The sequence below is a fragment of the Rathayibacter sp. VKM Ac-2857 genome (assembly GCF_013205025.1).
Lineage (GTDB): Bacteria > Actinomycetota > Actinomycetes > Actinomycetales > Microbacteriaceae > Rathayibacter.
This window is the reverse complement of sequence record NZ_JABMLE010000002.1, coordinates 847567-871521: the sequence shown is the minus strand read 5'-3', so window position 1 is coordinate 871521 and position 23955 is coordinate 847567. Positions and strand designations below refer to the sequence as shown.

The following is a 23955-nucleotide window of genomic DNA, read 5'->3' as shown; positions in this document are numbered from 1 at the left end:
TGCAGGCGCGGTGCGGGGCGCAGCGGGGCGGAGCAGGGATTCAGCGGCCCGCGCTGTAGTGGTTCTGGATCTGGGTCGCCGTGAGCGCGGTCGAGTAGACGGCGGCGTAGCGGAGGCTGCCGGAGAAGGAGGCGGGGCCGACGTTCGTCCAGGAGCCGCCGAGGGTGTCGTAGCCGATCTTCCAGTAGCCGGTGGTGTTCTCCGGGCTGCGGAAGGCGGTGTTGCCGGCGACCTTCACGCCGTCGAGCCAGAGGCTCATCCCCGCGGTCGGCGAGAGGGTGGAGACCACGTGGTGCCAGGCTCCGTCGTTGACCGGGTTCGGGCTGGTGATCGCCTGGACGCCGTTGTTGTAGATGCCGAAGACGAGGCGGCCGTCGGCGCCGACGTAGGTGTGGCGGTCGTACTGGCTGCCGGCGGTGTCGCGGCTGCTGTTGAAGCTGAAGAGCTTGCCGCCCGCGACGGTGGTCTTGAACCAGATCTCGGTGCTGAAAGTGGTCGGGTTGACCAGCTGCAGCGGCGTGCTGAGGTAGCCGTTCGTGCCGTTCAGCAGCCAGGAGCCGCCGGCGTCGCGCGGGCAGGCCTTCGGGGTGGTCGGCGAGCTGGTCATCGCCGGGCGGTAGGTGCCGGGGTAGGCGCCGGAGTCGGTGTCGACGGCGGTCGTCGCTCCGGTCGCCTGCGCGAGCGTGTACGAGAACAGCGCGTCGCCCCTGTCGGCGGCGAGCGCCGAGTCGCAGGTGAAGAAGGCGGCCGCGCTGCCGACGGTGTTGTTCGAGTTGCGGATCGAGGCGACATAGGCGCCGGAGGTGGCGGGGGCGAGGAACAGCACGGCCGAGAGGGCGGCCACGAGCACGGCCGCGAGGGCGGCGCGGGTGCTGCGCGGCGCACGGGCGCGGCGGTGGCGGCTCATCGCGCGGGCTCGGTCTCGGTGAGCTCGGCCCCGGCGGTGCGGGCGCGGCGGCCGTGCTCGCCGGCCGGCTCGGCTCCGGCGGGGAGCCCGACCAGCACGGTCCAGAGCACGGGAGCGGCGCAGAGCGCGCCGAACAGGATCCAGCCCCAGAGCGGCAGGTGCAGCGCCGAGGACACGTTGTAGAAGTCCTCGCCGTTGGCCGGGACCTGGATGCTGCCGACCTGGCCGGAGACGAGGTCGACGTCGGTGCCGCCGACCGCTGTGACGCGGATGGGCAGCATGCCGACCGAGACGAGCGAGGCGTCCGTCTGCCCGTCCTCCACGGTCGCCTCGAGGACGACGATGCCGACGAACGGGCGGAGCACGAAGACGGTGAACGAGGCGACCAGCGAGATCCCGAGCACCCGCATCGCGGCACGGTGGGTGGGGGAGGAGAGCAGGCGGGTGAGCAGCAGGACGAGGACGGTGCCGGCGAGGAGCATCGGGAGGCCCTTCGCGAGCCAGCCGGCGCCGGGGAGCGCGACGACGACCTTCCCGATCAGCTGCTCGGCGCCGGTCGCCCACGGGTCGGTCGCGCCGTTGATGTCGCCGCGGGTGACCAGGGTGCCGTCGTCCGCGAGGTCGACCACGCGGTGGGTGTAGGTCTCGTCGGGGGTGGTGGTCGGGTGGAAGCTGACGACGTCGCCGACCCGGATGTCCTCGAGGGGCGTCGGGGTGGTGAGGACGAGGGTGCCGACGGGGGCGGCGGTGCCCATCGACGGCGTCTGGACGATGAACCAGCGTCCGCCGGAGGCGTGGAAGAGGAAGGCGGCGACGACCAGGGCGGCGATCACGGCGGTGACGAGCCAGGTGGCGAGGGTGCGCAGGCGGGTGCGGGGGGTGCGGGGGGAGCGGGGCTCGGGGATGGTGCCGGGGGTGGTGGGGGCGGTGCCGGTCGGGACGGCGGTGGAACCGGGGAGGGCGGGTGCGGGTGCGGGGCGGGTCAGCAGCGTGGTCACGGGTCCACCTCCTCGGCGGGGAGGGGGCCGCCCGGGTGGGCGGCCCCCGGGGTGCGGGTGTCGGGTGTTGCAGGGGCGTTTCTCGGGGTGGAGCGGGTGCTTCGGGGGAAGCGGTCTGCGGTGGTGGATCTCGATACGCCCGCTGCGCGGGCTACGCGATCAGCATGAACTCGGCGCGTGCCTCGATCGGCGTGAGCCGGGCGCGTGCCTCGATCGACGCCGGCTCGATCAGCTGGCGAAGGTCCAGGTGAGGGGGAGCGAGGCGGACAGGCCCTGGTAGGTGTTGCCGGCGGAGGCGTCGAGCGTGACGGCGATGGTGAAGGGGGTGCTGGTGCCGGCGGTGACGGGAGCGGCGGAGAGCGACTTGGCGGCGGTGCCGGCGAGCGCGGCGGCGGTGCCGCTGTAGACGGTGGTGCTGCCGGAGGTGATGACGACGTTGAGCTTGGAGCAGAAGTCGGTCGCGGTGCCGGAGACGCCCGCGGCGGCGTTGACCGACTGGGCGCAGGTGGCGCCCGGGGTCAGCGTGAAGGTGTTGGCCGAGACGGTGCCGGTGTTCTTGATGGTGATCGCGGTGCTGACGGTCTGGCCGGGGACCATGGTGGTCGATCCGCCGAACTTGTTGATGGTCGAGCAGGTCGCGGTGTTGGTGCTGACCGAGCCGCCGTCGGTGCTGAGGCAGGTGACGGGCGTGGTGCCGGTCGACTTCTCCTCCATCACGAGCGAGCCGGAGGCCGCGGTGTTGTTGGTGTTGGTGATGCTGGCGACGAAGCCCGAGAGGGTTCCGGACATCGAGACCGACAGGAGCGCGGCGGCGGCGACGCTGGTGGCGAGGACGAGGGGGGCGAAGCGGACGCGCTTGCGCTTTGCGGTGTGGTTCGACATGACAGGACTCCTGATCGGGTAGAAGGTGAACTGCCGTGCAGTTCGCTGTGGGGTGTTTTCTGGCTTGTCGAGTAAGTTACTTGATGGCAAAGATACTTTGCAATCGTTCTAATACCCCCTGTTGTAGGCACAGCCGATCCGTCGGCGCCGAGCCTGCTCCGAACCGCGAGAAGGGCCGCATGGATCCCGAGAAGACGCCTCCCGCCGACGGTGGCGCGCAGTCCGCCGGCGCGGCCCTCCGGCAGGCGCTGCGGGCGCTCGAGACCGCGCAGCGCGACCTCCGCGCCGCGGTCGCCCTCGATCTCGGGATCGGCATCTCGGAGCTGGGCGCGCTGGAGGCGCTCGCCGAGTCGCCCGGCCTGACGCCGAAGTGGCTGGGTCTCGAGCTGTCCCTGACGACGGGCGCGGTCACCGCGCTGCTGGATCGCCTGGCCAAGGCCGGCCACCTCGACCGGGTGTCGAACCCGCAGGACCGGCGCAGCGTCCTCCTCCGGCTGACCGACTCCGGGAACGCGCTGCTCGCGGCGGTCGACGAGCGCTACGACGCGGTCGGTGTCGAGGTGCTGCGGGCGTCGCCGCGGCTCGGCGAGGACGAGGTCGTCGAGGACCTCGCGCGGGCCGCGGCGGTCATCACGGCGCACACGATCGGCTGACTCCGATCAGGAGGTGATCGAGCGGTCCTTGCTGATGGACCACAGATTGCGGCTCGACGTGCGCTCGTAGTCGAAGGCGGTCACCAGCGCGCTGATCAGCGCGAGACCGCGACCGGACTCGGCGAACGCGTCCGGCATCTCCCGCGGGCCGGTGTCGACGCCGGGCGGGTCCGCCGTGTCGACCAGCTCGGCCCGGAGCGCGTCGTCGTCGACGGTCACGACGAGGCGGCAGAGCACCGCGGTCGTCGACACGGCGTGCTGGATCACGTTGGAGACGAGCTCGACGAGCGCCGTCTCGAACTCCATCCGATCGCGGGCGCCCACGTCGGCGCGCTCGGCGAAGAGCGAGTCGAGCAGGTCGTGCACGAGCTCGACGTCGTCGGGCGGCGTGCGGAAGGCGAGGGTGCGCTCAGTCACGGTACGCGTCGCCGGCCGAGGCGTAGCCGACGAGCACGCGGTCGAGGTTGGAGAGCTCGAGCACCATCGTGACCTGGGCGCTCGGCGCCGCGATCCGGAGGTCGCCGCCGGCCTGGCGAGCGGTCTTGAGGCAGGCGACGAGCGCGCCGAGCCCCGACGAGTCCATGAAGGAGACCTCGCTCAGCTCGACGACGATCCGGCTGCTGCCCTCGTCCAGTGCAGTGCGCACCTCGGTGCGCAGCTCCCGGGCGGCCGCGAGATTGAGCCGCCCCGCCGCGGTGATCACGGCGACGCCGGGGGCGATCGTCTCGGTGCTGAAGGTCATGCCTGCTCCTGGTCGGTCTCCGCGGCGGGGCGCGGGGCGTCGTGCGTCCGCGTCACGAGGAGCGCGGTGATGTCGTCGATCGCGCGGCCGGAGCCGGCGAGGGCGGTGAGGGCGGTGAGGAAGCCGATGGCGCCCTCGGAGGTGCGGACGAGGTCGGCCGCGAGGACGAGCGACTGCAGCGTGCCGTCGAAGAGGTCGAGCACGCCGTCGGTGAAGGAGACCAGGGAGTCGCCGACGCCGAGGTCGACGGTCTGCGTGACCCAGCCGCCGTCCTCCGTGATGCCCAGGGGCAGCCCGAGGGCGGCGAGGCGGTGGAACGTCCCGTCGGCGCGGAGCAGGACGGTGAGGCCGTGGCCGGCGTCGACGAAGTCGACCCGCCCGGTCGCGGTGTCGAGCCGGCCGTGGAAGAGGGTGGCGAAGGTCTCGGTGGCGGAGAAGTCCGGCAGCAGCTGCTCGGCGACCGCGGCGACCACCGCGTCCGGAGCGCCGCCGGCCCGGGCGCGGAAGGCGGCGCGGATCCCGGCGGCCAGGATCGCGGCTCCGGTGCCCTTGCCCATCACGTCGACGAGGGTCAGATCGACGACCGCCTCGGTCGCGGTCCAGGTGTAGAAGTCGCCGCAGATCTGCCACTTGGGCAGCGACGCCCCGGCGAGGTCGTAGCCGGCGGGGTGGCGGAACGCGGTGGGGGAGAGGCGGGCCTGCACGTCGGCGGCGCGGTCCCACTCCGCGGTGTCGCGCAGCTCGCGCTCGACCCACTGGCCGAACTCCTCGAAGAGCAGCTCCTCCTCCGGACTGAGCGCGCGGGGGACGAAGTCGAGCAGGCAGAGCGTCCCGAGCTGCAGGCCGTCGTCCACCGTGAGCGGGCGCCCGGCGTAGAACTGCACGTGCGGCGGGCCGGAGACGTGCACGTGCTGCGCCCAGGCCCCGTCGGCGCCCAGGTCGGGGACGACGAGCGTGCTCCGCTGGGCGAGCGTGGCGTCGCAGAACGTCCCCGCGCGCGGGTAGGAGACCGGCCCGTCGGGCTGCGGCGACTTCGTGAAGAGCGTCGTCTCGTCGAGGATGTGGATCTCCGCCACCGGCACGCGGAAGAGCTCCTGCGCCATCCGGGTGATCCGGTCGAAGCGCTCCTCGGGAGCGGAGCCCATCAGGCCGAGGGCCTCGATCGCGGCGGTGCGTCGGTCGCGGTCATCGGGCGCGCCGCTCGGTGCGTCGGCGCCGATTGCCGGGTCCTGGCTGGTCTGCTGCGACATCGTCCCCCCGAGTCTGCGTCCGGAGACGGTGTCGCGCCTCCGCCACGACGGTATCGAACGGTGCGTCCCCGGTCGCCGCTGAGGGCCGTTAGTCACCCGGACGGGGGTCGCGGCTGCGCGATACGAGTTCCTTTGCACCCTGACCCGGATAGTGCAATGATGCACGGTATGCAAGCAGATGTGACCGCGACCCGGCGCGATCAGCGCGCGGCCGAGCGGCGCGGCGAGCTGGCCCGCACCGCCCGCGAGCTGACCATCCGCCACGGCTTCTCGGGCTTCACCGTCGAGGAGCTCTGCGAGGAGGTCGGCATCTCGCGCCGCACCTTCTTCAACTACTTCCCGAGCAAGGAGTACGCGATCGTCGGCCGGCCCGAGGAGGGCCTCGACGACGACAGCGTCGCGGAGTTCCTGACGCGCCGCCCGGGCGTCTCGCTGCTCGAGGCGCTCGTCGCCCTCGGCGCGGTGCACTTCGCCGCGATCGGCCTGAACGCCGACAGCGTCCGCGAGTTCGTCGCCGTCGCCGACCGCGAGCCGAAGCTCCTGCAGGCCCTGCTCGACGTCGGCACCCAGCGCGACCTGCTCGTCGCCGACCTCGTCGCGCGGCGCGAGGGCCTCGACCCCGCCGACCCGTCCGTGCTGCTGGCCGTGCAGACGGCCGGCACCGTGATCCGCAGCGCCGTCGGCGCCTACCTCGACTCCGACGGCTCCGTGCCGCTCGAGCGCCTCGCGCAGGACCGCATCGCGGCCGTGACGCGCCTGCTCCTGGGCTGACCCGGCCCCCGCCGCGCCGGCCGGCCCGCCCGCTCCCTCTCGCCCCACCCGACCCCGAGGACACCATGACCGCCCCCGCCATCGCCTCTCCGCTCCTGCTCACGCAGCGCCGGATCTGGATCATCTTCTCCGCGCTGATCGCCGGCATGCTCCTCTCGAGCCTGGATCAGACGATCGTCTCGACCGCGATGCCGACCATCGTCGGCCAGCTCGGCGGCGTCGAGCACCAGGCCTGGATCACCACCGCCTACCTGCTCGCGACCACGATCGTGATGCCGATCTACGGCAAGTTCGGCGACGTGCTCGGCCGCCGCACGCTCTTCCTGATCGCCATCGCGCTGTTCACCCTCGCCTCGGTCGGCTGCGCGCTGGCCGGCGACTTCTGGTCGTTCGTCGTCTTCCGCGCGCTGCAGGGCCTCGGCGGCGGCGGGCTGATGATCCTCTCGCAGGCGATCATCGCCGACATCGTCCCCGCCAACGAGCGCGGCAAGTACATGGGCCCGCTCGGCGCCGTCTTCGGCCTCTCCGCCGTCGCCGGCCCGCTGCTGGGCGGCCTCTTCGTCGACCACCTCACCTGGCAGTGGGCGTTCTACATCAACATCCCGGTCGGCATCGCCGCCTTCGCCATCGCCTGGTTCGCGCTGACGCTGCCGAGCAAGCGCGCGACCAAGCGGATCGACATCCCGGGCGTGCTGCTGCTCTCGATCGCCACCACCTGCCTGATCTTCTTCACCGACTTCGGCGGCGACGCCGCGCACGGCTGGGGCGCCCTCGAGACCTGGGCGTTCGGCGCCGGGCTGATCGCCGCGGTCGCCGGCTTCATCTGGGTGGAGTCGCGCGCCGAGGACCCGATCATCCCGCTCAGCCTCTTCCGCAACCCGATCTTCGTGAACGCGACGGCGATCGGCCTCACCCTCGGCCTCGGGATGTTCTCCGCCATCGCCTTCGTGCCGACCTTCCTGCAGATGGCGTCCGGAACCTCCGCCGCCGCCTCGGGCCTGCTGATGCTGCCGATGATGGCGGGCCTGATGGGCACGTCGATCTACTCGGGCATCGCGATCTCGCGCACCGGCCGCTACAAGGCGTTCCCGATCGTCGGCGCGCTGCTCACCGGCCTCGCGATGGCGGCGATGACGACGCTGACCGCCGAGACCCCGATCCCGCTGATCTGCGTCTACCTCTTCTTCTTCGGCGCGGGGCTCGGCCTGATCATGCAGGTCATCGTCCTCGTCGTGCAGAACGCCGTCGCCCCCGAAATGATCGGCACGGCGACCAGCACCAACAACTACTTCCGCGAGGTGGGCGCCTCGCTCGGAGTGGCCGTGTTCGGCACGATCTTCACCAACTCCCTCGCCGAGAAGCTGACCGGCGTCTTCACGGACGCGGGCGTCGCCGACGTCGGAGCGGCCACCGCGACCCTCGACCCGCAGGCACTGAACGCCCTGCCGGACGAGGTCCGCGACGGCGTCGTCCGCGCCTACGCCGAATCGCTGGCGCCGGTCTTCTGGTACCTGCTGCCCTTCATCGCGATCGCCTTCGTGCTCGCGCTGCTGCTCAAGCAGATCCCGCTGTCGGACCAGTCCGGCATGGTCGCCCGCGGCGAGGCCGTCGGCGGCGAGGAGGCGGAGCGCCTGCACCGCGAGAGCCTCGCGGCGCCGGCTGCCGGGGTGCCGTCGGAGGCTCCGGAGGACGCGCGCGCGGATCGCTGACACGGGGGCCGGCCGCCGTCGCTCTTGTCGCGGCGGCGGTTCGGCCGCGACACTGGGGGCGTCCCTCACCGCGCGGTCCTCTCCGGACCGGCGGCCGGGGCGCGAGCTGCGGCCGCCGCAGGTCCGGTCAGGAGGACGCGTGTCCCACTCCGTCGACGAGCAGGCCGTGGCCTTCGAGGCGGAGCGCGGCCGGCTCACCCGGCTCGCCTCGCGGCTGCTCGACGACCACCACGAGGCCGAGGACGCGGTGCAGTCGGCGTGGCTGCGCCTGCACGGGACGACGGCCGCGATCGACAACCTGCCGGCCTGGCTGACGACGGTCACCACCCGGCTCTGCCTCGACCGGCTGCGCGCGCGGATCCCGGAGCCCGCCGAGATCGTCGAGACCGGCACGGGCACCGAGGGCGCGGGACTCGAGCGCGCGGAGGCCGTCGGCCAGGCCCTGCACGTCGTCGTCGAGACCCTGACGCCCAACGAGCGCGTCGCGTTCGTGCTGGCGGACAGCTTCGGCGTCGACTTCGCGACCATCGGCGAGATCCTCGGGCGCAGCGCGGTCTCGGCCCGCAAGCTCGCCTCCCGGGCGCGCGCCAAGACCGCGGCGGGACCCGTGGACGGACCGGTCGCCGACTGGCAGGTGGTCGACGCCTTCCTGGCGGCGGCGCGCGGCGGCGACCTGGCGCGCCTCCTGCTGCTGCTGGCACCGGGGGCGAGCATCCGCGCGGACGCGGACGCGCTCGCCGCGGGGACTCCCGAGCGGATCGACGGTCGCGAGGCCGTGGCCGCCTTCTTCGACGGCAGCGCGCACGCGGCGCTCACCGCGGTCGTCGACGGGCGGCCGGGCGCCGCCTGGTTCCACCGCGGAGCCCCGCAGGTCGCGTTCGACTTCACGGTCGCGGACGGGCGGGTCGCCGCCGTCGTCTTCCGAGCGGACCCGGCCGTGCTGGCGTCGATCGTCCGGCGCGAGGGCGCCCCGGTCGACGCGGGCTGACGCGCTCCGGCGTGTCGTGTCACATCGGCGGCCCCCCGCCCGTCGAACAGGAGAGAGGCCCACTCGGGCCCCCGACAGAAGGAGCACGCGATGAAGACCATGACCTGCCGCCAGCTCGGCGGACCCTGCGATCTCGAGCACCGCGGCGACTCGGCCGACGTCGTCATCAAGCTCCAGGACCGGCACCTGCGCGACGCCGTGAAGGGCGGCGACGCGACGCACGAGGAGGCGCGGGACGAGATGAAGAACCGCTGGCGCCACCCCGTGCAGTCGATGGGCTGGTACAACGGCGCCAAGCGCACGTTCGCCGAGCTGCCCGAGGGCTGACCGGCGCCGAGCCGGCCCGGCGTCAGGCCGGCAGAAGCCCGATGATCACCGCCATCACGAGGATCGTGACGAGCTCGTGCGTGATGTTCAAGACCGTGAGCTTCGCCGGCCGGCCCTCGAAGGCGTCGTGGGTGATCATCCGCGCGGCGGTGAAGCCGACGAAGAGGAACAGCCCGGTGATCAGCGAGTTCGCGAACCAGCTGCCGCCGTAGAAGGCGTGCGCGATGTCGACGCAGCCGGCCAGGACGAGCGCCGTGACCAGGCTGACCACGACGGTGACGACGATCGGGACGACCGCGCTGCGGCTGCTCATCTGCTCCCGGCTGATGCCGGCCAGCCGCATCCAGAGCGTGCCGAAGACCTTCGGGGTGTACCAGATCGAGCCGACGAGCATCGTCGACAGGGTGGCCAGTCCGACCGCCCACGGGTTGATGTCGGGGACCACGGCGGCCGCCTCTCGGGTGTCCCGGTCGCGCGGGGATCGCGGCGGCGGCGGGTGCGCTCACCCTAGCGGCGCGCCGGTTCCCGGGGGCGGATCCGCGACCGGACCCGGAACGGGCCCTGGCTTCCACGCGAGGCCCGTTCCCCGTCCACTCGCAGTCGGAGCCGCGCGCGAGTGGACGGGGATCGGGCTCCGCTCCGGGCGCGAAGCCCGGTTCGGGTCCGTTCGCGTGAGGGAGCGGCGGACCGGGTACCTAGGAGTCCGCTCCGGCGGCTCCCTCACTCGTGGTCCGCGGGCGCCGGCGGGCGAGCAGCCAGCCCGCGCAGAACGCCAGCACGAGCAGGCCGAGCACGATCAGCGCGGCGGCGGTCGCCAGGCCGGGAGTGACGACCATCGTGCCGGCCGGCGAGAACATCGTCTCCGAGAGCGGCGCGTAGGCGAACCAGCCGAACGACACCTCGCGCTGCGTGGTGGCCGCGACGACGATCCCGATCACGACGAGCAGCGCGCCCGCCGCGGGTAGGAGCCATCGCCTCGTCCTCATCCCTCCACGGTAGGGGGCGTCGGCCGCCCCGGCGGCATCGGCTAGGGCGAGACCATCCCGCCGTTGACGTTCAGCGTCTCGCCGACCACGTAGCTCGACTCCGCCGAGGCGAGGAAGACGTAGGCCGGCGCCTGCTCGGCCGGCTGCGCGGCGCGGCCCATCGGCGCCTCGCTCGAGCCGAACTCGGGCAGGCTCTCGGGGTCGACGCCCGCGGTCACCTGCAGCACCGACCAGGTCGGCCCGGGCGCGACGACGTTCACCCGGATGCCCTTCGCCGCGAGCTGCTGGGCGAGTCCCTTCGACAGATTGTTGATCGCGCCCTTGGTCATCGCGTAGTCGAGCCGATCGGGCGCGGGCGTGTGCGCCTCGGCCGAGGCGGTGTTGATGATGGTCGAGCCGGCGGGGAGGTGCGGGAGCGCCGCCTTGATGATCCGGAACGGCGCGAAGACGTTGATCGCGAACGTCGTCTCGAACTGCTCGTCGCTGAGCTCGAGGACGTCGTCCCGCCAGACCTGCTTGCCGGCGACGTTGACGACCGTGTCGAGGCCGCCGAGCCCCTCGACGGCCTTCGCGACCAGGTCGCGGCAGTACTGCGCGTCGGTCAGGTCGCCGGGGACGGTCACGGCGGTGCGGCCGGCCGCGCGGACGAGCTCGACGACGTGCTGGGCGTCCTCCTCCTCGTCGGGGAGGTAGGCGAGGGCGATGTCCGCACCCTCGCGGGCGAAGGCGATCGCGACCGCCGCGCCGATGCCGGAGTCGGCGCCCGTGATCAGGGCGCGGCGCCCGGTCAGGCGGCCGGTGCCGCGGTAGCTGTCCTCGCCGAGGTCCGGGACGGGCGTCATCCGCGACTGGAGGCCGGGCTCGGGCTGCTGCTGCACCGGCGGAGTGACGTTCGGGTACTGCGTCGCGGGGTTCGTGAAGGTGTACTGATCGGGCATGGGGTCCTCCTGCGTCGTCGTGCGGGCGTGCCGTCTCGGCTCCGGCCCTTCTCGCACGCTAGCCGTGGGCGGCCCGCGGGCGCGGGCGGTTGACGAACGGCGGGATCGTCCGGTGCGGCGCCTGCCGTCCACCCCCGGGCGATACCGTCGTAGTCATGCCGTCCCGCCCCGTCTCCGCCGCGAAGCGCCGCCTGGCCATCTCGGCCTTCATGCTCGTCTTCGGCATCGGGATGGCCTCCTGGGTCGTGCGGACCCCGGCGGTCCGCGACCTGCTCGCCGCCTCGACCGCCGAGATGGGTCTGGTCCTGCTCGGGCTCTCGGTCGGCTCGATGAGCGGAGTGCTCTCCTCCGCCGCGGTCGTCCGCCGGCAGGGGGTGCGCTTCACCGTCGTGATCGGCGGTGCCTCCTTCGTCACCGGCATCGCGCTGACCGGCGTCTTCGCCGAGCTCTCGACGCCGTTCGGCGTCGCGGCGGGCCTCGCCCTCGTCGGCTTCGGGATCGGCATCTCCGAGATCGCGCTCAACGTCGAGGGCGCCGCGCTCGAGACGCTCACGGGCCGCTCGGTCCTGCCGGCGCTGCACGGCTTCTACAGCCTCGGCACCGTCACCGGCGCCGTCGCGGGGATCGGCCTCACGGCGATCGACTTCCCCGTCGTCTGGCAGCTCGTCGGAGTCGCGGTGGTCGCGCTCGCGCTGCTGGTCACCGTCATCCGCTCCATCCCCGTCGAGACCGGCCGGGTCGAGCGCGCCGTCGCCGGCGCTCCCCGGGAGAAGGTCCGCTCGACCCCCGTCTGGCAGCAGCCCCGCGTGCTGATGCTCGGTCTGATCGTGCTCGCCCTCGCGCTGGCCGAGGGCTCGGCGACCGACTGGCTGCCGCTGCTCATGGTCGACGGCCACGGCGTCTCCGCCACCGTCGGGACCGTCGTCTTCACCGCCTTCGCCGCGGCGATGACCGTCGGCCGCTTCCTCGGCACCCCGCTGCTGGCCCGCTTCGGCAAGGCGACGGTGCTCCTGGCGAGCACCCTCGTCTCGGCGGTCGGGATCGGGATCGTCGTCTTCGCCGACAACGCCGTCGTGGCAGGCGCGGCCGTCGTCCTCTGGGGTCTCGGCGCGGCCCTCGGCTTCCCGGTCACCCTCTCCGCCGCGGGCGAGAGCGAGGACCCGACCTCGGCCGTCGCCGCCGTCGCGACCGCCGGCTACATCGCCTTCCTCGTCGGCCCGCCGCTGCTCGGCTTCCTCGGCGAGCACTTCGGCCTCCGCGGCGCGATGGCCGTCGTCCTGGTGCTGGTGGCGCTCGCCTCGCTGCTCACCTCGGCCGCGAAGCCCCGCGCCGCCCGCGAGCGCGTCCCGGCCTGACCGGCGCGCCCTCGGCCGCCGATCGCGCAGCGAACCCTGCCGATCGAGCAGCCGGCGGACCGGGCCCGCGCACGCGGACCGAGGAGCCCGCGCAGCGGGCGCACCCATGTTGATCGAACAGCCTGCGGAGCGTGCCTGCCCGTGCTGATCGACGAGCCCGCGGAGCGGGCCATCACATGCTGATCGAGTAGCCCGCGGAGCGGGCGTATCGAGATCCACCCGCAGCCCTCTGAATCCCGTGCGCGCCGGCCGCACGTACCTCTCGACCCGGGGAAGGTCAGCCTGTCGAGGACGCCGGCATCCGACAGTGAGCGACATCAGGTGCACCTGATATAAGGTCGGACTAATGTTCACCAGATGGATATCGAGTGGTCGCGCGACTTCGACCGCCAGCTGGACCGGATGGAGTCCGACGAGTCCGAGCGCGGTCGGCAGGTGCTTCAGCTGCTGGCCTTCATGCTGGGCCGCCTGCGGGCGCTCGAGAACGAGCCTTCCGAGGAGTCGGCGATGTTCGAACGGGTGCGGCAGTCCGGCAGATTCACCGTCTGGCGCGTCTCCCATCCGTATCGGGAGGGTGTCGCGCTTCGGTTGATCTGCTGGTTCCCGCCGGGGGAGGATCGGATCGTGGTCACCCTGTTCGCAGGGGAGAAGGCTCGCATGGGAGACGTGTTCTACGACTCGGTCGGCGTTCGTGCCGACCGGATCATCGAGCTGTGGATGATGGAGAACGAGGACCGATGATGGCTGAGAAGGACTTCGTGAGTGGGAACGATCGCGTCGACCGGCTGCGCGCGCTGCCCGGGATGGAGGAGGCGGTCGCTGCCCTCGACGCCGAGGCCGACGAGATGGATCGCGTTCACGCGATGAGTCTCGCCATGGTGCGGGAAGCCGGGAAGCGCACTCAGGCGGACATCGCCCGAGAACTGCACGTCAGCCAGGGAGCCGTCTCGCAGCTGGAGAACCGGTCGGACATGCTCCTGTCGACGCTGCGCGGCTACCTCGTCGCTACGGGGGCGACGAATCCACGGATCGTCATCTCGGTCAACGGCCGCGACGTCGCCCTCGAGATCTGACGAGAGGAGCGGAGGCGGCGGGTCTCGATACGCCCCTTCGGGGCTACTCGACCAGCATGGATGGGAGCGTCCACGGAGCGGGTCCGTTCCTGCTGATCGGGGAACCCGCGCAGCGGGGTCCTTCATGCTGATCGAGCAGCCCGCGGAGCGGGTCCATTCATGCTGACGGGGAGCCGCGGAGCGGCCCGCTCATGCTGATCGAGTAGCCCGCGGAGCGGGCGTATCGAGATCCGCCCGCGGGCCCGGGCTCAGGCCGTCGCCTCTGCCACGACCCACGGGAAGGCCTCGGCCTTCGAGCGGGCGCCCTGGCGGGCCTTCGAGCGGTTCGGCTCCTCGACGTCGGCGAGCAGCCGCTCGGACTGGCGGACGAGCTCGGCGAAGCACTCGGTGTCGAGCCAGTCGGGGCGCATCGCGAAGACGAGGTCCTCGGTCGCGGTGTTGCCGCTCGCGCCGGGCGCGAACGGGCAGCCTCCCAGCCCGCCGAGAGCTCCGTCGACGACGGTCGCCCCGGCGCGGACGGCGGTCAGCGCGTTGACGACGCCGGCACCCCAGGTGTCGTGACCGTGGAAGACGATCTCGCGCGCCGGGGTCTCGGCGGCGACCCGGGAGACGAGCGAGAACACCTGGTCCGGATGCGCCTGACCGAGTGTGTCGCAGATCACGACGTCCTCGGCGCCGGCCGCGCGTGGGTCGTTCGCGATCGCGAGCACCCGCTCCTCCGGCACCGGGCCCTCGAAGGGGCAGGTGAACGACGTGGCGATGCAGAGCTGGATCCGCCCGCCCGCCGCGTGCGCGAGGGCGACGGCGTCGGGCATCGCGTCGAGGCTCGCCTCTGTGCTGCGGCCGATGTTCGCCCGGTTGTGCGAGTCGGACGCCGAGAGGCAGTACTGGAAGTTGCGCGCGCCGGCGGCGGCCGCCCGCTCGATGTGCCGCGGGGTCGCCACCCAGACCCAGCAGTGCTCGAGCTCCTCGGCGGTCAGCGCCGCGACGACCTCGAGGGTGTTCGCCATCGGGGGCACGAGATCGCCGCGGGCGAGCGAGCCGATCTCCAGCTCGGGGACGCCGGCCGCGAGGAGCGCCCGGACCAGCTCGACCTTGCGCTCGGTCGAGAGGAGCTTGCCGGTCAGCTGCAGACCGTCGCGGAGGGTGACGTCGCGCAGCCGGACGGTGCGGTCGGCGCCGGTCATCGCGACTCCTCCGCCGGTGCGTCGTCGGTCGGCTTCCGTCCGAGCATCGCCAGGACCTCCTCGGTGTCGTGGCCCAGTGCGGGCGCGAGCGTGCGGATGGGGAGCGAGCGGTCGCCGAGCACCGGGACGATGCCGGGGAAGCCGACGCCCTCGATGACCCCGGCGCCTGTGTCGACGTCGAACTTCTGGATCATGTCGCGCGCCGCGTACTGCTCGTTCGTGCTGATGTCGGCGGCGGTGAGGATCGGGCCGGAGGGGACGCCGCGCTCGTCGAGGATCGCGAGCGCCGCGGCCGAGGTCGTCGTGGCGGTCCAGGCGCCGATCGCGGCGTCGAGCTCGTCGCGGCGGCGCCAGCGGCCGTCGTTGGTGAGCAGATCCGGGTCCTCGGCCAGGTCGGCGCGGTCGATGATCGCCATCAGCCGCTGGAAGATCGCGTCGCCGTTGGCCGCGACGACGATGCTGGAGCCGTCGCCGCAGAGGTAGGCGTTCGTCGGCGCGATGCCCTCCATCCGGCCGCCGACCCGCTCGCGGACGATGCCGTGCGCTTGGTAGTCGGGGATCAGCGACTCCATCATCGAGAACATCGCCTCGTTCAGCGCGACGTCGATCACCCGCTCCACCAGCGGCGCCGGACCGAGCCCGGCGGCGCGGCGGGTCTCGCGCTGGAAGAGCGCCATCATCACGCCGTAGCCGGCGTAGAGGCCCGCGATGGAGTCGCCGATCGAGACGCCGACGCGGACGGGAGGGCGGTCCGGATCGCCGACGAGCTCACGGAAGCCGCCCATCGCCTCCGCGACCGCCGCGAAGCCCGGCCGACTCGAGAGCGGACCGGTCTGGCCGAACGCGGAGATGCGGCCGATGACGAGCTCGGGGTTGGCCTCGTTCAGCACGTCCGGTCCGATGCCCCAGCGCTCGAGGGTCCCCGGGCGGAAGTTCTCGAGGACGACGTCGCACTCGGCGGCGAGCCCGCGGACGGCGTCGCGGCCCTCCCCCGTGCGCAGATCGAGCGCGACCGAGCGCTTGTTGCGGTTGAGGGTGTGGAAGAGCATCGACGTCGTCGATCCGGGGTGCAGCCGCCACTTGCGCAGCTCGTCGCCCGTGCCGGGGCGCTCGACCTTGATGACCTCGGCGCCGAAGTCGGCGAGCAGGCGGCCCGCGGTGGGAGCGGCGATGAAGTTGCCCAGCTCGAGGACGCGGACGCCGGCGAGGGGGGAGGGAGAGGGAGTCGGAGCGGAGGGAGGTGCGGTGGTCATCACGGCCTTTCGGTCTCCACGAGCGTGCCACGGATCCCGCGCGCCGTCGCGGTCCGGCGCGGGAGACGCCACTCCTCCCCATGACCCGATCCGCGGAGTCGTCCACAGATCGCCGCCACTCCCCGAGGCCACCGGGAGCTGAGCATTACTCTCCTCCTCACGGGGCTGAACGACCGTCGCCGGTGCAGAGCGCGGGCGGCCGAGGAGAGGGACGAACGGATGAGTCGAACGGAACGGCCGGGGTGGGCCGGCCGCCTCAGGGGGAGCGCTGTCCAGTTGCTCGCGGGAGCGGGGGTGTGCGTCGCCCTCGTCGGCGGGCTGCTGGGTGCTGGGGCGACCGCTCCGCCAGCTGGTGCCGCCCAGCCGTCGCCGCATCGGACGATCGAGAACACGCTGCTGCACGGCGGGTCGACCGATGAGGGGGTGACGACGGTCTCGGCCTGGCTGCGGAAGGGCGAGCGGCTGAGCGTGGACCTGCATCCGCTCAAAGGCGGCTCGGGCACGGGAGAGGGCGAGAGCGGAGGCGGCACTGCGTCGATCGTCGCGCCGGACGGCGGCGTGCTCGACACCCAGGTCTTTCCGCGCGGCGCTCCGCCGTCGGTCGCGGCCGGGGGAGGTTTCGTCGCCGCGGAGACCGGGGTCTTCCGCGTGATCGTGAGCGACGAGGACGTCAAGGCGCCGGTGAACCTGGTCTGGAGCATCGGGGTCGCCACCGCGGCGGGCGCGCCGCTCGCCGGCCGCGTCTGGTCCACCTCGTACGCGATCCAGTCGGGCGCGAGGACGAGCTACGCGACACCCGCGGAGCGCCGCGCGACGTTCACGCTGCACGCGATCACGGAGACCGGGGCGCGCTACGACCTGACGCTCCGCGACTACGACGGCGTCGCGTCGACGCTGCAGGCGACGAACAAGGGCAACGTCCGGGTCAGATCCTCCGATCCGTCGTACCTGTCCGTGCCGATGCCGGAGTCGACCGAGGCGCAGGGGGTCGGTGTGCAGTACGTCCAGGCGTCCGGGCGCTCCGGCATCGACGGGGTGCAGACCTACAAGCTCTTCCTCGATCCGCCCGCGGCGGATCTGCCGGCCTCGATCGCGCCCGCCTACGCCGCCCCGACGATCGAGGGGCTCGCCTATCGGCGCTCCGGCTCCGGCTCGAACGCGGGAACCCTCGTCGGCACGCTCGGCACCCAGCCGGGCACGGTCGCGGCCGACATCGACGCGGATGGAGACGGGGCCTACGACGGCCCGCGCGACGTCCACCTCTCCCGCATCGTCGCGACGCCCGGCCCGTTCGACATCGCCTGGGACGGCCTCGACGGGCGCGGCGACGCGGTCGACACCACCGACCCGGACGTCCGCTTCCGCGCCTCGGTCGGGCGGACGAACGAGTTCCACGTCACCCGGGTCGACGCGGAGGTGTCGGTCGGCGGCCTGTCCGTCGTGCGCTCGACCGGCGGCGATGCGGCGCCGACCGCCCTGCACTGGGACGACCATCTGCTCGCCGACTCGAACGGCGAGCGCTACTCGGCCACCTCCGCCGTCACCTCGCCGGCCGCCGGCGCGGACTCGAGCGCCGGTGTCCACCGCTGGGAGGCGGACGACTCGGGCCGGGGCCGGGTGCCGAACGCGAACGACTCCGTGCACGGCTCCTACGGCGATCTGCGGGCGATCGACGACTGGGCCGCCGGCTCCGACGGCGCGTCGGCGGTCGCCGGGCTCGGCGCTCTCGCTCCGCACGTCACGCTGGCGAAGACCTCGTCGCTGCCGACCGACGTCCCGCTGCGGCCGGGCGCGCGGGTGCCGTACCGGCTGACGCTCACGTCCGACGGCTCGGGCGACGCCCGCGACGCGGCCGTCGTCGACCATCTCGACCAGGGGGTGCTCGACGACGCCGACCTCGACGCGGCCTCGATCCGGACCTCGCACGGCACGGCCACGGTCGATCCGGCGACGGGCCGCCTGGCCTGGGCGGCGGGGACCCTGCCGGTCGGCACGGTCGCCGAGCTCGTCTTCGAGGTCGTCGTGCGCACCGACCGAGCGGGGGACCGCGACCTCACGAACACGGCCTGCCTCGCGGGGGCCGCTTTCACCCCCTCCGCCTCGGGGACCGCGACCGATCAGAACCCCTGCGCGACGGTCCCGCACACGATCGGCCGAGGAGCGCTGTGGATCGACAAGACCGCGACGCAAGCGTCGGCGGAGCACGGCGGGCAGGCGGGCTTCGATGTGGTGGTCGGCAACTCGGGGACGCTCGACGCCGCCGACGTGACCGTCACCGACGTCCCGGTGCTCGAGCACCTCCTCGACGCCGTGATCGAGAACGGCGCCGGAGGCGTCCAGCCCGTGACGCAGCCCGTGACCGGGCTCGCGATCCCGGCCGGCGGGCAGATCGCCCTGCACGTCAGTGGCCGGGTGGCCGACGGCCGGGAGGCGCTCACCGTGCCGAACCGGGCGACGATCTCGCAGCAGCCGGGCGGCTTCGAGCCGCCCGCGGTCCGGCGACCGTGCCCGGACGACGCCGCGTACTCCTGCGCCGAGCTCACCGTGCCTGGAGCACCGGTGCCGGAAAGACCGGTGCCCGAGATCCCTGTTCCTGAGATCTCCGTGCCCGGAACGCCCGTGCCTGAGACACCCGTGCCCGGAATGCCCGTGCCTCAGGTCCCCGAGCCCGGCGGCGACCGCGGCCTCGCGATCGCGAAGACCGCGCTCGAGCCGACGGTCGCGCACGGCGGCCGGGTCGGCTTCCGGATCGTCGTCGCTAACATCGGCCCACGCCCCGCGGAGGGCTTCACTCTCACCGACGTCCCGACTCTCGCGCACCTGTCCGATGTGACGATCTCGCGGGACGGCGGGCCCGCCTCCGCCGATCTCGAGGTCGAGGGCCTGGCCCTGGCACCCGGCGCCTCGACGGTCTTCACCGTGACGGGGCGGGTCGCGGACGGCGTCGACGCCTGGACGATCCCGAACCGCGCGCGGATCGACCGGCTGCCGCCGGGCTTCCCGTCGACCTCGGTCCAGCACCCCTGCGACGACGAGCCGGCGGCCAGCTGCGCGGCGGTGTCCGTGCCCACGGTCGGCCAGGTGTCGACGGTGCTCGCCGTCAGCGGAGCCGCGGCGGGCCCGATCGTGCTGGGAGCCGGAGCGCTCCTGCTCTCGGGCGGCGGCCTCCTCCTCGGGCGGCGTCTGCGCCGACGGCGAACCGCGACTCCCGCCGAGCGTCGGCCCTCCTCTTCACTCTCCATCGAAAGGAACGAACGATGACCCACCCCCAGGAGGAGCTCCCGCTGCGGATCACCGAGCGCTTCGCCCTCCCCGACGGCCGCGTCGGCGTCAGCACCTGGTCGGCGCGCGACCCGGAGCAGCTCGAGCAGCAGCTGCGCACCCGGGCCGGCCGGACCGACCCGGAGCGCGAGCCCGGCCGGCGCCTGCACCTCGTCCGCCCACCGCTCGTGCGCATCGAGGAGCGGATCGACGGCGTCCTCCAGCCGATCGACCCCCTGCAGCGCGCGGTGGTCGACGTCCGCTGGCGGACGGCCCTGACCCGCTCCCGCCGACCGGCCCGGCTGCGCCGACTCATCGGCCCCCGGGACCTCCCCACGACCGAGCCCCCGTCGGACGTCGCCCGGTGGACCGAGCGGCGCCCGCCGGGAGAGCACCCGGCCGACGGAGAGGGGGGCCCGCTCAGCCCGTGATCGAGGTTCGCTACCGCCCGCGTCGGCGGAAGTCGGCGAAAGCGCTGTATCCGGTGGTGAGCAGCATGATCGCCGCGACGATCATCCACCAGGCGGGTCGGTTCTCGGCGGCGGCGAAGAAGATGAACATGCTGCCGGTCGCGAAGAGAACCAGCGGCGTAGAAACGCCCTCCGATTTTCTGCGAGTCATGTGAAGAACCCTTTCAAGCGTTGTGGACCATGCGAACTTCGAGTACTTCCCGCGAGGGACTTCGTGCGGAGATGACGATCGTCCTCTCGACCGGGAGCGACATCCTTCCGACCGGGAAAGATTTCGATTTTGCTTGCTCAGTTATCTGAAAGCTCCTTCGTGAGCTCGTGAGCGGCGTCCCGGCTTGATACGACCGTCCGCGCGGTAGGACTGCTCGATCGGTGACGCTCCGGCTACAGAGGTGACCGGCGAAGCTGTACTAGGCGGAGAGCGGGCAGAGCGAGCTGAAGACGCTCGCTCTGCCCGCTCTTATGAGTGCGTCAGCAGGATCTCCGACCCAGGTCAAGGTCCGCTCGAGCGGTGAGCCCGAGGAAGTCGGGCGGCTTTCATCGCCCCCGCCGATGAAAATCCCTGAACGCGCCGATGCCGGTCCCGAGGAGGCCGATCGCAGCAAGGGCCATCCACCACGTCGGCCTGCAAGCGAGGGCCGTGGAGAACACGAAGACCGTCCCCATGGCGAACAGGACGAGAGAAGACGATAGGCCGTTGTGGTCCTCAGGAGTCAAAGCACGCCTGCTTGATCGCCGTGACTCCTGCCAACTCCAAAGCGAAGCTCCCGACAGCCTTCACGAGGGCGTCCCGCTTCTGCTGTTCGTTGGCGACACTGCTCCAGGCCTTATAGATGGCCTTCATCCCTTTCTCCAAGGTTCCATACTTCGTGATGATCTTTCCGACCTTTCCGGCGAGCAGCACGTTGCCAGCGACTTCGGCTACGACCTTGGCGATGCAGTCAGCCCATCCCCATAGGTCAGTCGGATCCGCGATCACAGGAAAGGCTGTAGTCTCGTCAAAACTTACGGTCTGGACGAGCGTGTCCCCGTCCAAGGAGAAGCTCGTGGCAACTGGTTGGTTGCTGGCGTCATAGGCCCAGGGGGTCGCGTATCCACCGACGAGGTCGCCATTGACCGAGCGAATTCCGACCGAACCGTCCGACTCGACCGTCGCACTCGCTCCGGCTGGAAGCGAGAGGGGGAAGCGGTACTCGTGAGCCGCTGCGGCTGAGTCGACCCTGATCAAGGTCTGCGTGCCCTTGCCCGTCGAATAGCTGCTGATCGCCGCGTCCTCGAGGGTGGTCGTCAGCACCGGTTCGCCCGAGCCGACGAAGAGGCCGTCCGGAAGAGTGTCCGGGTCGACCATTGCGGAAGACGACACCTCGCCGGGGAGAGTGATGCCCGCCGCATACACTCCGGCGTCTGTGACGACCGTGTTGGTCTCGGGAACAGCCTCGGTGGTGATCGCGGCCGATGACACCTGATCACTGCTCTCGACTTTCGATATCGCCTGCGCGGGACTCGCCGCCGCAATCACCACCGCTGTCACGACCAGGCTCGACACGATCATGGTCGGATATGTCTTCGACTTCGCTTGCCTATCCACTCTGTTCACTCCTTTGTGACTTCATGACCGACGTCTCCGGGCTTGAGAAGACCGCTCGGTCTCCGCGCTCTGCGGTTGACGACGAAGAGTATGAGGATTCGACGGCCGGTCAGAGTGCGATGGCGCCGGACGGAGCATCCACTCCGTTGCGGTGGGGACCGCGGAGTTCCGTGGTGGAGAGGGGTCTCTCGGAGAGACTGCGCGTCATGGTCGCCGTGAATCGTGCAGTATCCGCGCCAGGACGAGTGGGTTCGGCGTGTCGCCCTTCCGGCTTCGCGGGCAGGGATGGTCGAGCGGGAGCGCTGAACGACAGTCTCGATACTCCGTACCGTGTCACCGGGTTGGCGCATTCCGTCGCATCCGCGTGTGGTGAGAGACCTCGGTGACAAGACACTGCGCCACGGCAGAGAAATTGAGAGGCTCGGCATTCGACCCGTTGCGTCTTCTAGTCTCGAAGCGGATCGGTCTCGATCCTCCGGATCGGAATCACCTGGTACTTCCGCAGAGCCGAGAAGGAGAAGGGCTAGCAGCTATCTTCGATTCACCGCGTTCCGACTTCGGCGTTGCTCCCGCTCGGGGATCTGAGTAACAGCCCGAACGTAAAACCGCCGCCGAACATCTCCCAATGGAACGGGAGGAGTTCGACGGCGGCTCGGAACGGCGTGGTGGTCCGGCGGCCCGGCTCAGCCCTTGACCGCTCCGGAGGTCATGCCGGCGACGATCTGGCGGTTGAAGAAGATGTACATCACGAGCGGCGGGACGGTGATGAGCAGCACGTCCATGAAGAGCAGGTTCCAGGAGGACACCGACTGCGAGGAGAAGTTGTACAGCGTCAGCTGCACGGTCGCGTTGTCGTCGCCGGGCAGGAAGTACAGCGCGTAGGTGAAGTCGTTGAAGACCGTCACGGCCTGGACGACGATCACCGTCACGATCACCGGCTTCAGCAGCGGCAGCACCACCGTGAAGAACAGGCGGAAGGGACCGGCGCCGTCGATGGTCGCCGCCTCGTCCAGCTCGCGGGGGATCGTCGAGACGAAGGCGCGGAACAGGAGGATGCAGAAGGAGAGGCCGAACGCGACGTGCACCGCGATCAGGCCGGGCAGCGTCTTGAAGAGCTCGAGGCCCTGCAGGACCCAGATCGTCGGGACGACGGCGGGCGGGATGATCAGGCCGGCCAGGACGAAGCCGTTGACGAGCGGGTTCCACTTCGAGCGGCGGCGCTGGAGGACGTAGCCGACCATCGCGGCCAGGACCACCATCACCGTCACGGAGACGATCGTCAGGATCGCGCTGTTCGCGAAGGCCCGCAGCAGCACGAAGTTCCGCGCCGAGACCACCTCCTGCAGGTTCTCGAGGAACACCCACTGCGTCGGCAGGGTGAAGCCGAGCAGCGACGACTCCTGCTGCGTCTTCGCGGCGGTGAGCACGATGAAGAGGAAGGGGACGATGAAGACGAGGACGGCGAGGACGATCGCGAGGATCCCGCCGCCGTAGCGCCAGGTCCGGGAGCCGCGGCCGACACCGCGCTGGCGCACCTTCGCGCGCAGCGGGTCGTCCTGGAGCGGGGTCGGCGAGAGCGGGGCGGGCGTGAGCGGCGTGGTGGTCACAGCTCCTTGTCCTTCCGGTTGAGCCAGGCCGACAGCGGGAAGATCAGCGCTGCGACGACGAGGAAGAGGATGACGTTGCCGGCGGTCGAGAGTCCGTAGAAGCCGGCCTGGTACTGCTTGTAGATGACCGAGGCGACCACGTCGCTGGTGAAGCCCGGCCCGCCCTTGGTCATCGCCCAGATCAGGTCGAAGGAGCGCAGTCCGCCGATCAACGAGAGCAGGATCACCGTCACGGTGGCGGGGCGCAGCAGCGGCAGCGTGATGTGCCGGAAGTTGTGCCAGGCGCCGGCGCCGTCGACGCGGGCGGCCTCGAAGTAGTCCTGCGGGATCGCGACGATGCCGGCGATGTAGATGAGCGTCGCGAGTCCGACGCCCTTCCAGACGTCGACGAGTGCGACCGAGAAGAGCGCCCACTGCGGGTCGGTGAGCCAGCCCGGGCCGGCGAGGCCGATCGTCGCGAGGCCCTGGTTGATCAGGCCGTCGAACGGGTCGAGCAGCACCTTGAAGGTGATTCCGATGCCGATCGTCGACACCAGCACCGGGAAGAACACCACGCTGCGGAGGAAGCCGCGGCCGATGATCTGCGAGCTCAGCAGCACACCGAGGGCCATGCCGAGCACGATCTTGAGGCCCGAGGTGATCGCCGCGTAGATGAACGTGTTGACGAAGCCGGTCGTCAGCGCCGGGTCCTGGAAGAACTCGACGAAGTTCTCGAAGCCGATGAAGGTCGAGTCGAAGAGCGTCCAGCGGGTGAGGGAGAAGTAGAGGGAGGCGACCGTCGGGACGAGGAAGAGGACCACGTAGAAGACGCCGGCCGGGAGGTAGAACCACGTCGGGTACGGGCTCTTCATGGCCTTGCGCCGTTTCGGCGGCTCGGGGGAGCGGGAGGGTTCGGAGCGCCGGGCCGGGCGCTTCTCCATCGTTGCGGTCATCAGATCTCCGTCGATCGGCCGGGGGGAGGGTGGGAGGGCGGTGCGCCCGGGGGAAGGGGCCGGGAGCGGAGGGGCTGC

Annotated in this window: 25 protein-coding genes; 10 read left to right on the top strand and 15 right to left on the bottom strand. The window is 71.6% G+C overall.

Annotated elements, in window-relative coordinates; genetic code table 11:
* Window positions 1-40: 40 nt before the first annotated feature.
* The 3 genes from HQQ86_RS11325 to HQQ86_RS11315 form a co-directional block, all read right to left on the bottom strand.
* Window positions 41-907: a LamG domain-containing protein gene (locus tag HQQ86_RS11325; protein ID WP_173288172.1), complete on the bottom strand. Its 867-nt coding sequence runs from the start codon at window positions 905-907 to the stop codon at window positions 41-43.
* Window positions 904-1905 (bottom strand): signal peptidase I, encoded by a 1002-nt coding sequence (locus tag HQQ86_RS21765; protein WP_173288171.1) that lies wholly within the window; start codon window positions 1903-1905, stop codon window positions 904-906. Before HQQ86_RS21765 ends, HQQ86_RS11325 begins: the two co-directional genes overlap by 4 nt.
* A gap of 228 nt (window positions 1906-2133) precedes the next feature.
* Complete coding sequence (locus HQQ86_RS11315; RefSeq protein ID WP_173288170.1) at window positions 2134-2787, bottom strand: hypothetical protein; 654 nt, start codon at window positions 2785-2787, stop codon at window positions 2134-2136.
* 179 nt (window positions 2788-2966) lie between these two features.
* On the opposite strand from HQQ86_RS11315, the gene HQQ86_RS11310 reads away from it, so the two are divergent.
* Complete coding sequence (locus tag HQQ86_RS11310; RefSeq protein WP_173288169.1) at window positions 2967-3440, top strand: MarR family winged helix-turn-helix transcriptional regulator; 474 nt, start codon at window positions 2967-2969, stop codon at window positions 3438-3440.
* A gap of 6 nt (window positions 3441-3446) precedes the next feature.
* Here HQQ86_RS11310 and HQQ86_RS11305 read toward each other — a convergent pair whose 3' ends face one another.
* Genes HQQ86_RS11305 through HQQ86_RS11295 form a run of 3 tightly spaced genes read right to left on the bottom strand, consistent with a single transcriptional unit; the run spans window position 3447 to window position 5432 of the window.
* The gene (locus HQQ86_RS11305) at window positions 3447-3857 is read right to left on the bottom strand and encodes an ATP-binding protein (protein WP_173288168.1); all 411 of its coding nucleotides are present in this window, start codon (window positions 3855-3857) and stop codon (window positions 3447-3449) included.
* The gene (locus HQQ86_RS11300) at window positions 3850-4182 is read right to left on the bottom strand and encodes an STAS domain-containing protein (protein ID WP_173288167.1); all 333 of its coding nucleotides are present in this window, start codon (window positions 4180-4182) and stop codon (window positions 3850-3852) included. Before HQQ86_RS11300 ends, HQQ86_RS11305 begins: the two co-directional genes overlap by 8 nt.
* Entirely contained in the window at window positions 4179-5432 is a 1254-nt protein-coding gene (locus HQQ86_RS11295) for a PP2C family protein-serine/threonine phosphatase (RefSeq protein ID WP_173288166.1), read from the bottom strand. The genes HQQ86_RS11300 and HQQ86_RS11295 overlap by 4 nt, the downstream gene beginning before the upstream one ends.
* A 168-nt stretch (window positions 5433-5600) precedes the next feature.
* Here HQQ86_RS11295 and HQQ86_RS11290 point away from each other — a divergent pair, with 168 nt between their 5' ends.
* From HQQ86_RS11290 to HQQ86_RS11275, 4 genes are all read left to right on the top strand, one after another.
* Complete coding sequence (locus HQQ86_RS11290) at window positions 5601-6203, top strand: TetR/AcrR family transcriptional regulator (protein ID WP_254071991.1); 603 nt, start codon at window positions 5601-5603, stop codon at window positions 6201-6203.
* Between the two features lie 65 nt (window positions 6204-6268).
* Window positions 6269-7912, top strand: coding sequence for an MDR family MFS transporter (locus HQQ86_RS11285; protein WP_173288164.1), 1644 nt, complete (start codon window positions 6269-6271; stop codon window positions 7910-7912).
* A gap of 139 nt (window positions 7913-8051) precedes the next feature.
* Window positions 8052-8900, top strand: a complete 849-nt coding sequence (locus HQQ86_RS11280) for a sigma factor (RefSeq protein WP_173288163.1) — start codon at window positions 8052-8054, stop codon at window positions 8898-8900.
* A 90-nt stretch (window positions 8901-8990) separates the two neighbouring features.
* Window positions 8991-9227: a hypothetical protein gene (locus tag HQQ86_RS11275; protein ID WP_173288162.1), complete on the top strand. Its 237-nt coding sequence runs from the start codon at window positions 8991-8993 to the stop codon at window positions 9225-9227.
* Between the two features lie 22 nt (window positions 9228-9249).
* Here HQQ86_RS11275 and HQQ86_RS11270 read toward each other — a convergent pair whose 3' ends face one another.
* The 3 genes from HQQ86_RS11270 to HQQ86_RS11260 form a co-directional block, all read right to left on the bottom strand.
* Window positions 9250-9672 carry a DUF1761 domain-containing protein gene (locus HQQ86_RS11270; protein WP_173288161.1) on the bottom strand — a complete coding sequence of 141 codons (423 nt, stop codon included), beginning with the start codon at window positions 9670-9672 and terminating at the stop codon, window positions 9250-9252.
* A 250-nt stretch (window positions 9673-9922) separates the two neighbouring features.
* The gene (locus HQQ86_RS11265; RefSeq protein ID WP_173288160.1) at window positions 9923-10213 is read right to left on the bottom strand and encodes a hypothetical protein; all 291 of its coding nucleotides are present in this window, start codon (window positions 10211-10213) and stop codon (window positions 9923-9925) included.
* 41 nt (window positions 10214-10254) lie between these two features.
* The gene (locus tag HQQ86_RS11260; protein WP_173288159.1) at window positions 10255-11151 is read right to left on the bottom strand and encodes an SDR family oxidoreductase; all 897 of its coding nucleotides are present in this window, start codon (window positions 11149-11151) and stop codon (window positions 10255-10257) included.
* 155 nt (window positions 11152-11306) lie between these two features.
* Between HQQ86_RS11260 and HQQ86_RS11255 the strand changes: the two genes are divergently transcribed.
* From HQQ86_RS11255 to HQQ86_RS11245, 3 genes are all read left to right on the top strand, one after another.
* Window positions 11307-12506: an MFS transporter gene (locus HQQ86_RS11255; protein WP_173288158.1), complete on the top strand. Its 1200-nt coding sequence runs from the start codon at window positions 11307-11309 to the stop codon at window positions 12504-12506.
* 357 nt (window positions 12507-12863) lie between these two features.
* Window positions 12864-13247 (top strand): hypothetical protein, encoded by a 384-nt coding sequence (locus HQQ86_RS11250; protein ID WP_173288157.1) that lies wholly within the window; start codon window positions 12864-12866, stop codon window positions 13245-13247.
* A 17-nt stretch (window positions 13248-13264) separates the two neighbouring features.
* Window positions 13265-13579 carry a helix-turn-helix transcriptional regulator gene (locus HQQ86_RS11245; RefSeq protein ID WP_216845322.1) on the top strand — a complete coding sequence of 105 codons (315 nt, stop codon included), beginning with the start codon at window positions 13265-13267 and terminating at the stop codon, window positions 13577-13579.
* A gap of 248 nt (window positions 13580-13827) precedes the next feature.
* Here the strand turns inward: HQQ86_RS11245 and HQQ86_RS11240 are convergent, their stop codons facing one another.
* Window positions 13828-14766, bottom strand: coding sequence for a hydroxymethylglutaryl-CoA lyase (locus HQQ86_RS11240; protein ID WP_173288156.1), 939 nt, complete (start codon window positions 14764-14766; stop codon window positions 13828-13830).
* Entirely contained in the window at window positions 14763-16019 is a 1257-nt protein-coding gene (locus tag HQQ86_RS11235; RefSeq protein WP_173288155.1) for a CaiB/BaiF CoA-transferase family protein, read from the bottom strand. Before HQQ86_RS11235 ends, HQQ86_RS11240 begins: the two co-directional genes overlap by 4 nt.
* 294 nt (window positions 16020-16313) lie before the next feature.
* Here HQQ86_RS11235 and HQQ86_RS11230 point away from each other — a divergent pair, with 294 nt between their 5' ends.
* On the top strand, window positions 16314-19280 hold the full coding sequence (locus HQQ86_RS11230) for a DUF11 domain-containing protein (RefSeq protein ID WP_173288154.1): 2967 nt from the start codon (window positions 16314-16316) through the stop codon (window positions 19278-19280).
* On the top strand, window positions 19277-19711 hold the full coding sequence (locus HQQ86_RS11225; RefSeq protein WP_173288153.1) for a hypothetical protein: 435 nt from the start codon (window positions 19277-19279) through the stop codon (window positions 19709-19711). Before HQQ86_RS11230 ends, HQQ86_RS11225 begins: the two co-directional genes overlap by 4 nt.
* Window positions 19712-19721: 10 nt before the next feature.
* On the opposite strand, the gene HQQ86_RS11220 is transcribed toward HQQ86_RS11225, so the two are convergent.
* From HQQ86_RS11220 to HQQ86_RS11205, 4 genes are all read right to left on the bottom strand, one after another.
* Entirely contained in the window at window positions 19722-19901 is a 180-nt protein-coding gene (locus HQQ86_RS11220; protein WP_173288152.1) for a hypothetical protein, read from the bottom strand.
* 555 nt (window positions 19902-20456) lie between these two features.
* A complete protein-coding gene (locus HQQ86_RS11215; protein ID WP_173288151.1) occupies window positions 20457-21302 on the bottom strand; it encodes a hypothetical protein in 846 nt (281 codons plus the stop codon).
* Window positions 21303-22021: 719 nt separating this feature from the next.
* Window positions 22022-22873, bottom strand: a complete 852-nt coding sequence (locus HQQ86_RS11210; RefSeq protein ID WP_173288777.1) for a carbohydrate ABC transporter permease — start codon at window positions 22871-22873, stop codon at window positions 22022-22024.
* Between the two features lie 68 nt (window positions 22874-22941).
* Entirely contained in the window at window positions 22942-23877 is a 936-nt protein-coding gene (locus HQQ86_RS11205) for a carbohydrate ABC transporter permease (protein ID WP_123705466.1), read from the bottom strand.
* Between the last annotated feature and the right edge of the window lie 78 nt (window positions 23878-23955).

What these genes read in the sequence shown, in the direction of transcription:
- HQQ86_RS11310 (WP_173288169.1), top strand. Translation starts at nt 2,967, where the DNA reads ATGGATCCCGAGAAGACGCCTCCCGCCGACGGTGGCGCGCAGTCCGCC.
- HQQ86_RS11225 (WP_173288153.1), top strand. Translation starts at nt 19,277, where the DNA reads ATGACCCACCCCCAGGAGGAGCTCCCGCTGCGGATCACCGAGCGCTTC.
- HQQ86_RS11275 (WP_173288162.1), top strand. Translation starts at nt 8,991, where the DNA reads ATGAAGACCATGACCTGCCGCCAGCTCGGCGGACCCTGCGATCTCGAG.
- HQQ86_RS11220 (WP_173288152.1), bottom strand. Translation starts at nt 19,901, where the DNA reads ATGACTCGCAGAAAATCGGAGGGCGTTTCTACGCCGCTGGTTCTCTTC.
- HQQ86_RS11295 (WP_173288166.1), bottom strand. Translation starts at nt 5,432, where the DNA reads ATGTCGCAGCAGACCAGCCAGGACCCGGCAATCGGCGCCGACGCACCG.
- HQQ86_RS11300 (WP_173288167.1), bottom strand. Translation starts at nt 4,182, where the DNA reads ATGACCTTCAGCACCGAGACGATCGCCCCCGGCGTCGCCGTGATCACC.
- HQQ86_RS11240 (WP_173288156.1), bottom strand. Translation starts at nt 14,766, where the DNA reads ATGACCGGCGCCGACCGCACCGTCCGGCTGCGCGACGTCACCCTCCGC.
- HQQ86_RS11285 (WP_173288164.1), top strand. Translation starts at nt 6,269, where the DNA reads ATGACCGCCCCCGCCATCGCCTCTCCGCTCCTGCTCACGCAGCGCCGG.
- HQQ86_RS11290 (WP_254071991.1), top strand. Translation starts at nt 5,601, where the DNA reads ATGCAAGCAGATGTGACCGCGACCCGGCGCGATCAGCGCGCGGCCGAG.
- HQQ86_RS11260 (WP_173288159.1), bottom strand. Translation starts at nt 11,151, where the DNA reads ATGCCCGATCAGTACACCTTCACGAACCCCGCGACGCAGTACCCGAAC.
- HQQ86_RS11250 (WP_173288157.1), top strand. Translation starts at nt 12,864, where the DNA reads ATGGATATCGAGTGGTCGCGCGACTTCGACCGCCAGCTGGACCGGATG.
- HQQ86_RS11215 (WP_173288151.1), bottom strand. Translation starts at nt 21,302, where the DNA reads ATGATCGTGTCGAGCCTGGTCGTGACAGCGGTGGTGATTGCGGCGGCG.
- HQQ86_RS11235 (WP_173288155.1), bottom strand. Translation starts at nt 16,019, where the DNA reads ATGACCACCGCACCTCCCTCCGCTCCGACTCCCTCTCCCTCCCCCCTC.
- HQQ86_RS11265 (WP_173288160.1), bottom strand. Translation starts at nt 10,213, where the DNA reads ATGAGGACGAGGCGATGGCTCCTACCCGCGGCGGGCGCGCTGCTCGTC.
- HQQ86_RS11205 (WP_123705466.1), bottom strand. Translation starts at nt 23,877, where the DNA reads ATGACCGCAACGATGGAGAAGCGCCCGGCCCGGCGCTCCGAACCCTCC.
- HQQ86_RS11315 (WP_173288170.1), bottom strand. Translation starts at nt 2,787, where the DNA reads ATGTCGAACCACACCGCAAAGCGCAAGCGCGTCCGCTTCGCCCCCCTC.
- HQQ86_RS11255 (WP_173288158.1), top strand. Translation starts at nt 11,307, where the DNA reads ATGCCGTCCCGCCCCGTCTCCGCCGCGAAGCGCCGCCTGGCCATCTCG.
- HQQ86_RS11325 (WP_173288172.1), bottom strand. Translation starts at nt 907, where the DNA reads ATGAGCCGCCACCGCCGCGCCCGTGCGCCGCGCAGCACCCGCGCCGCC.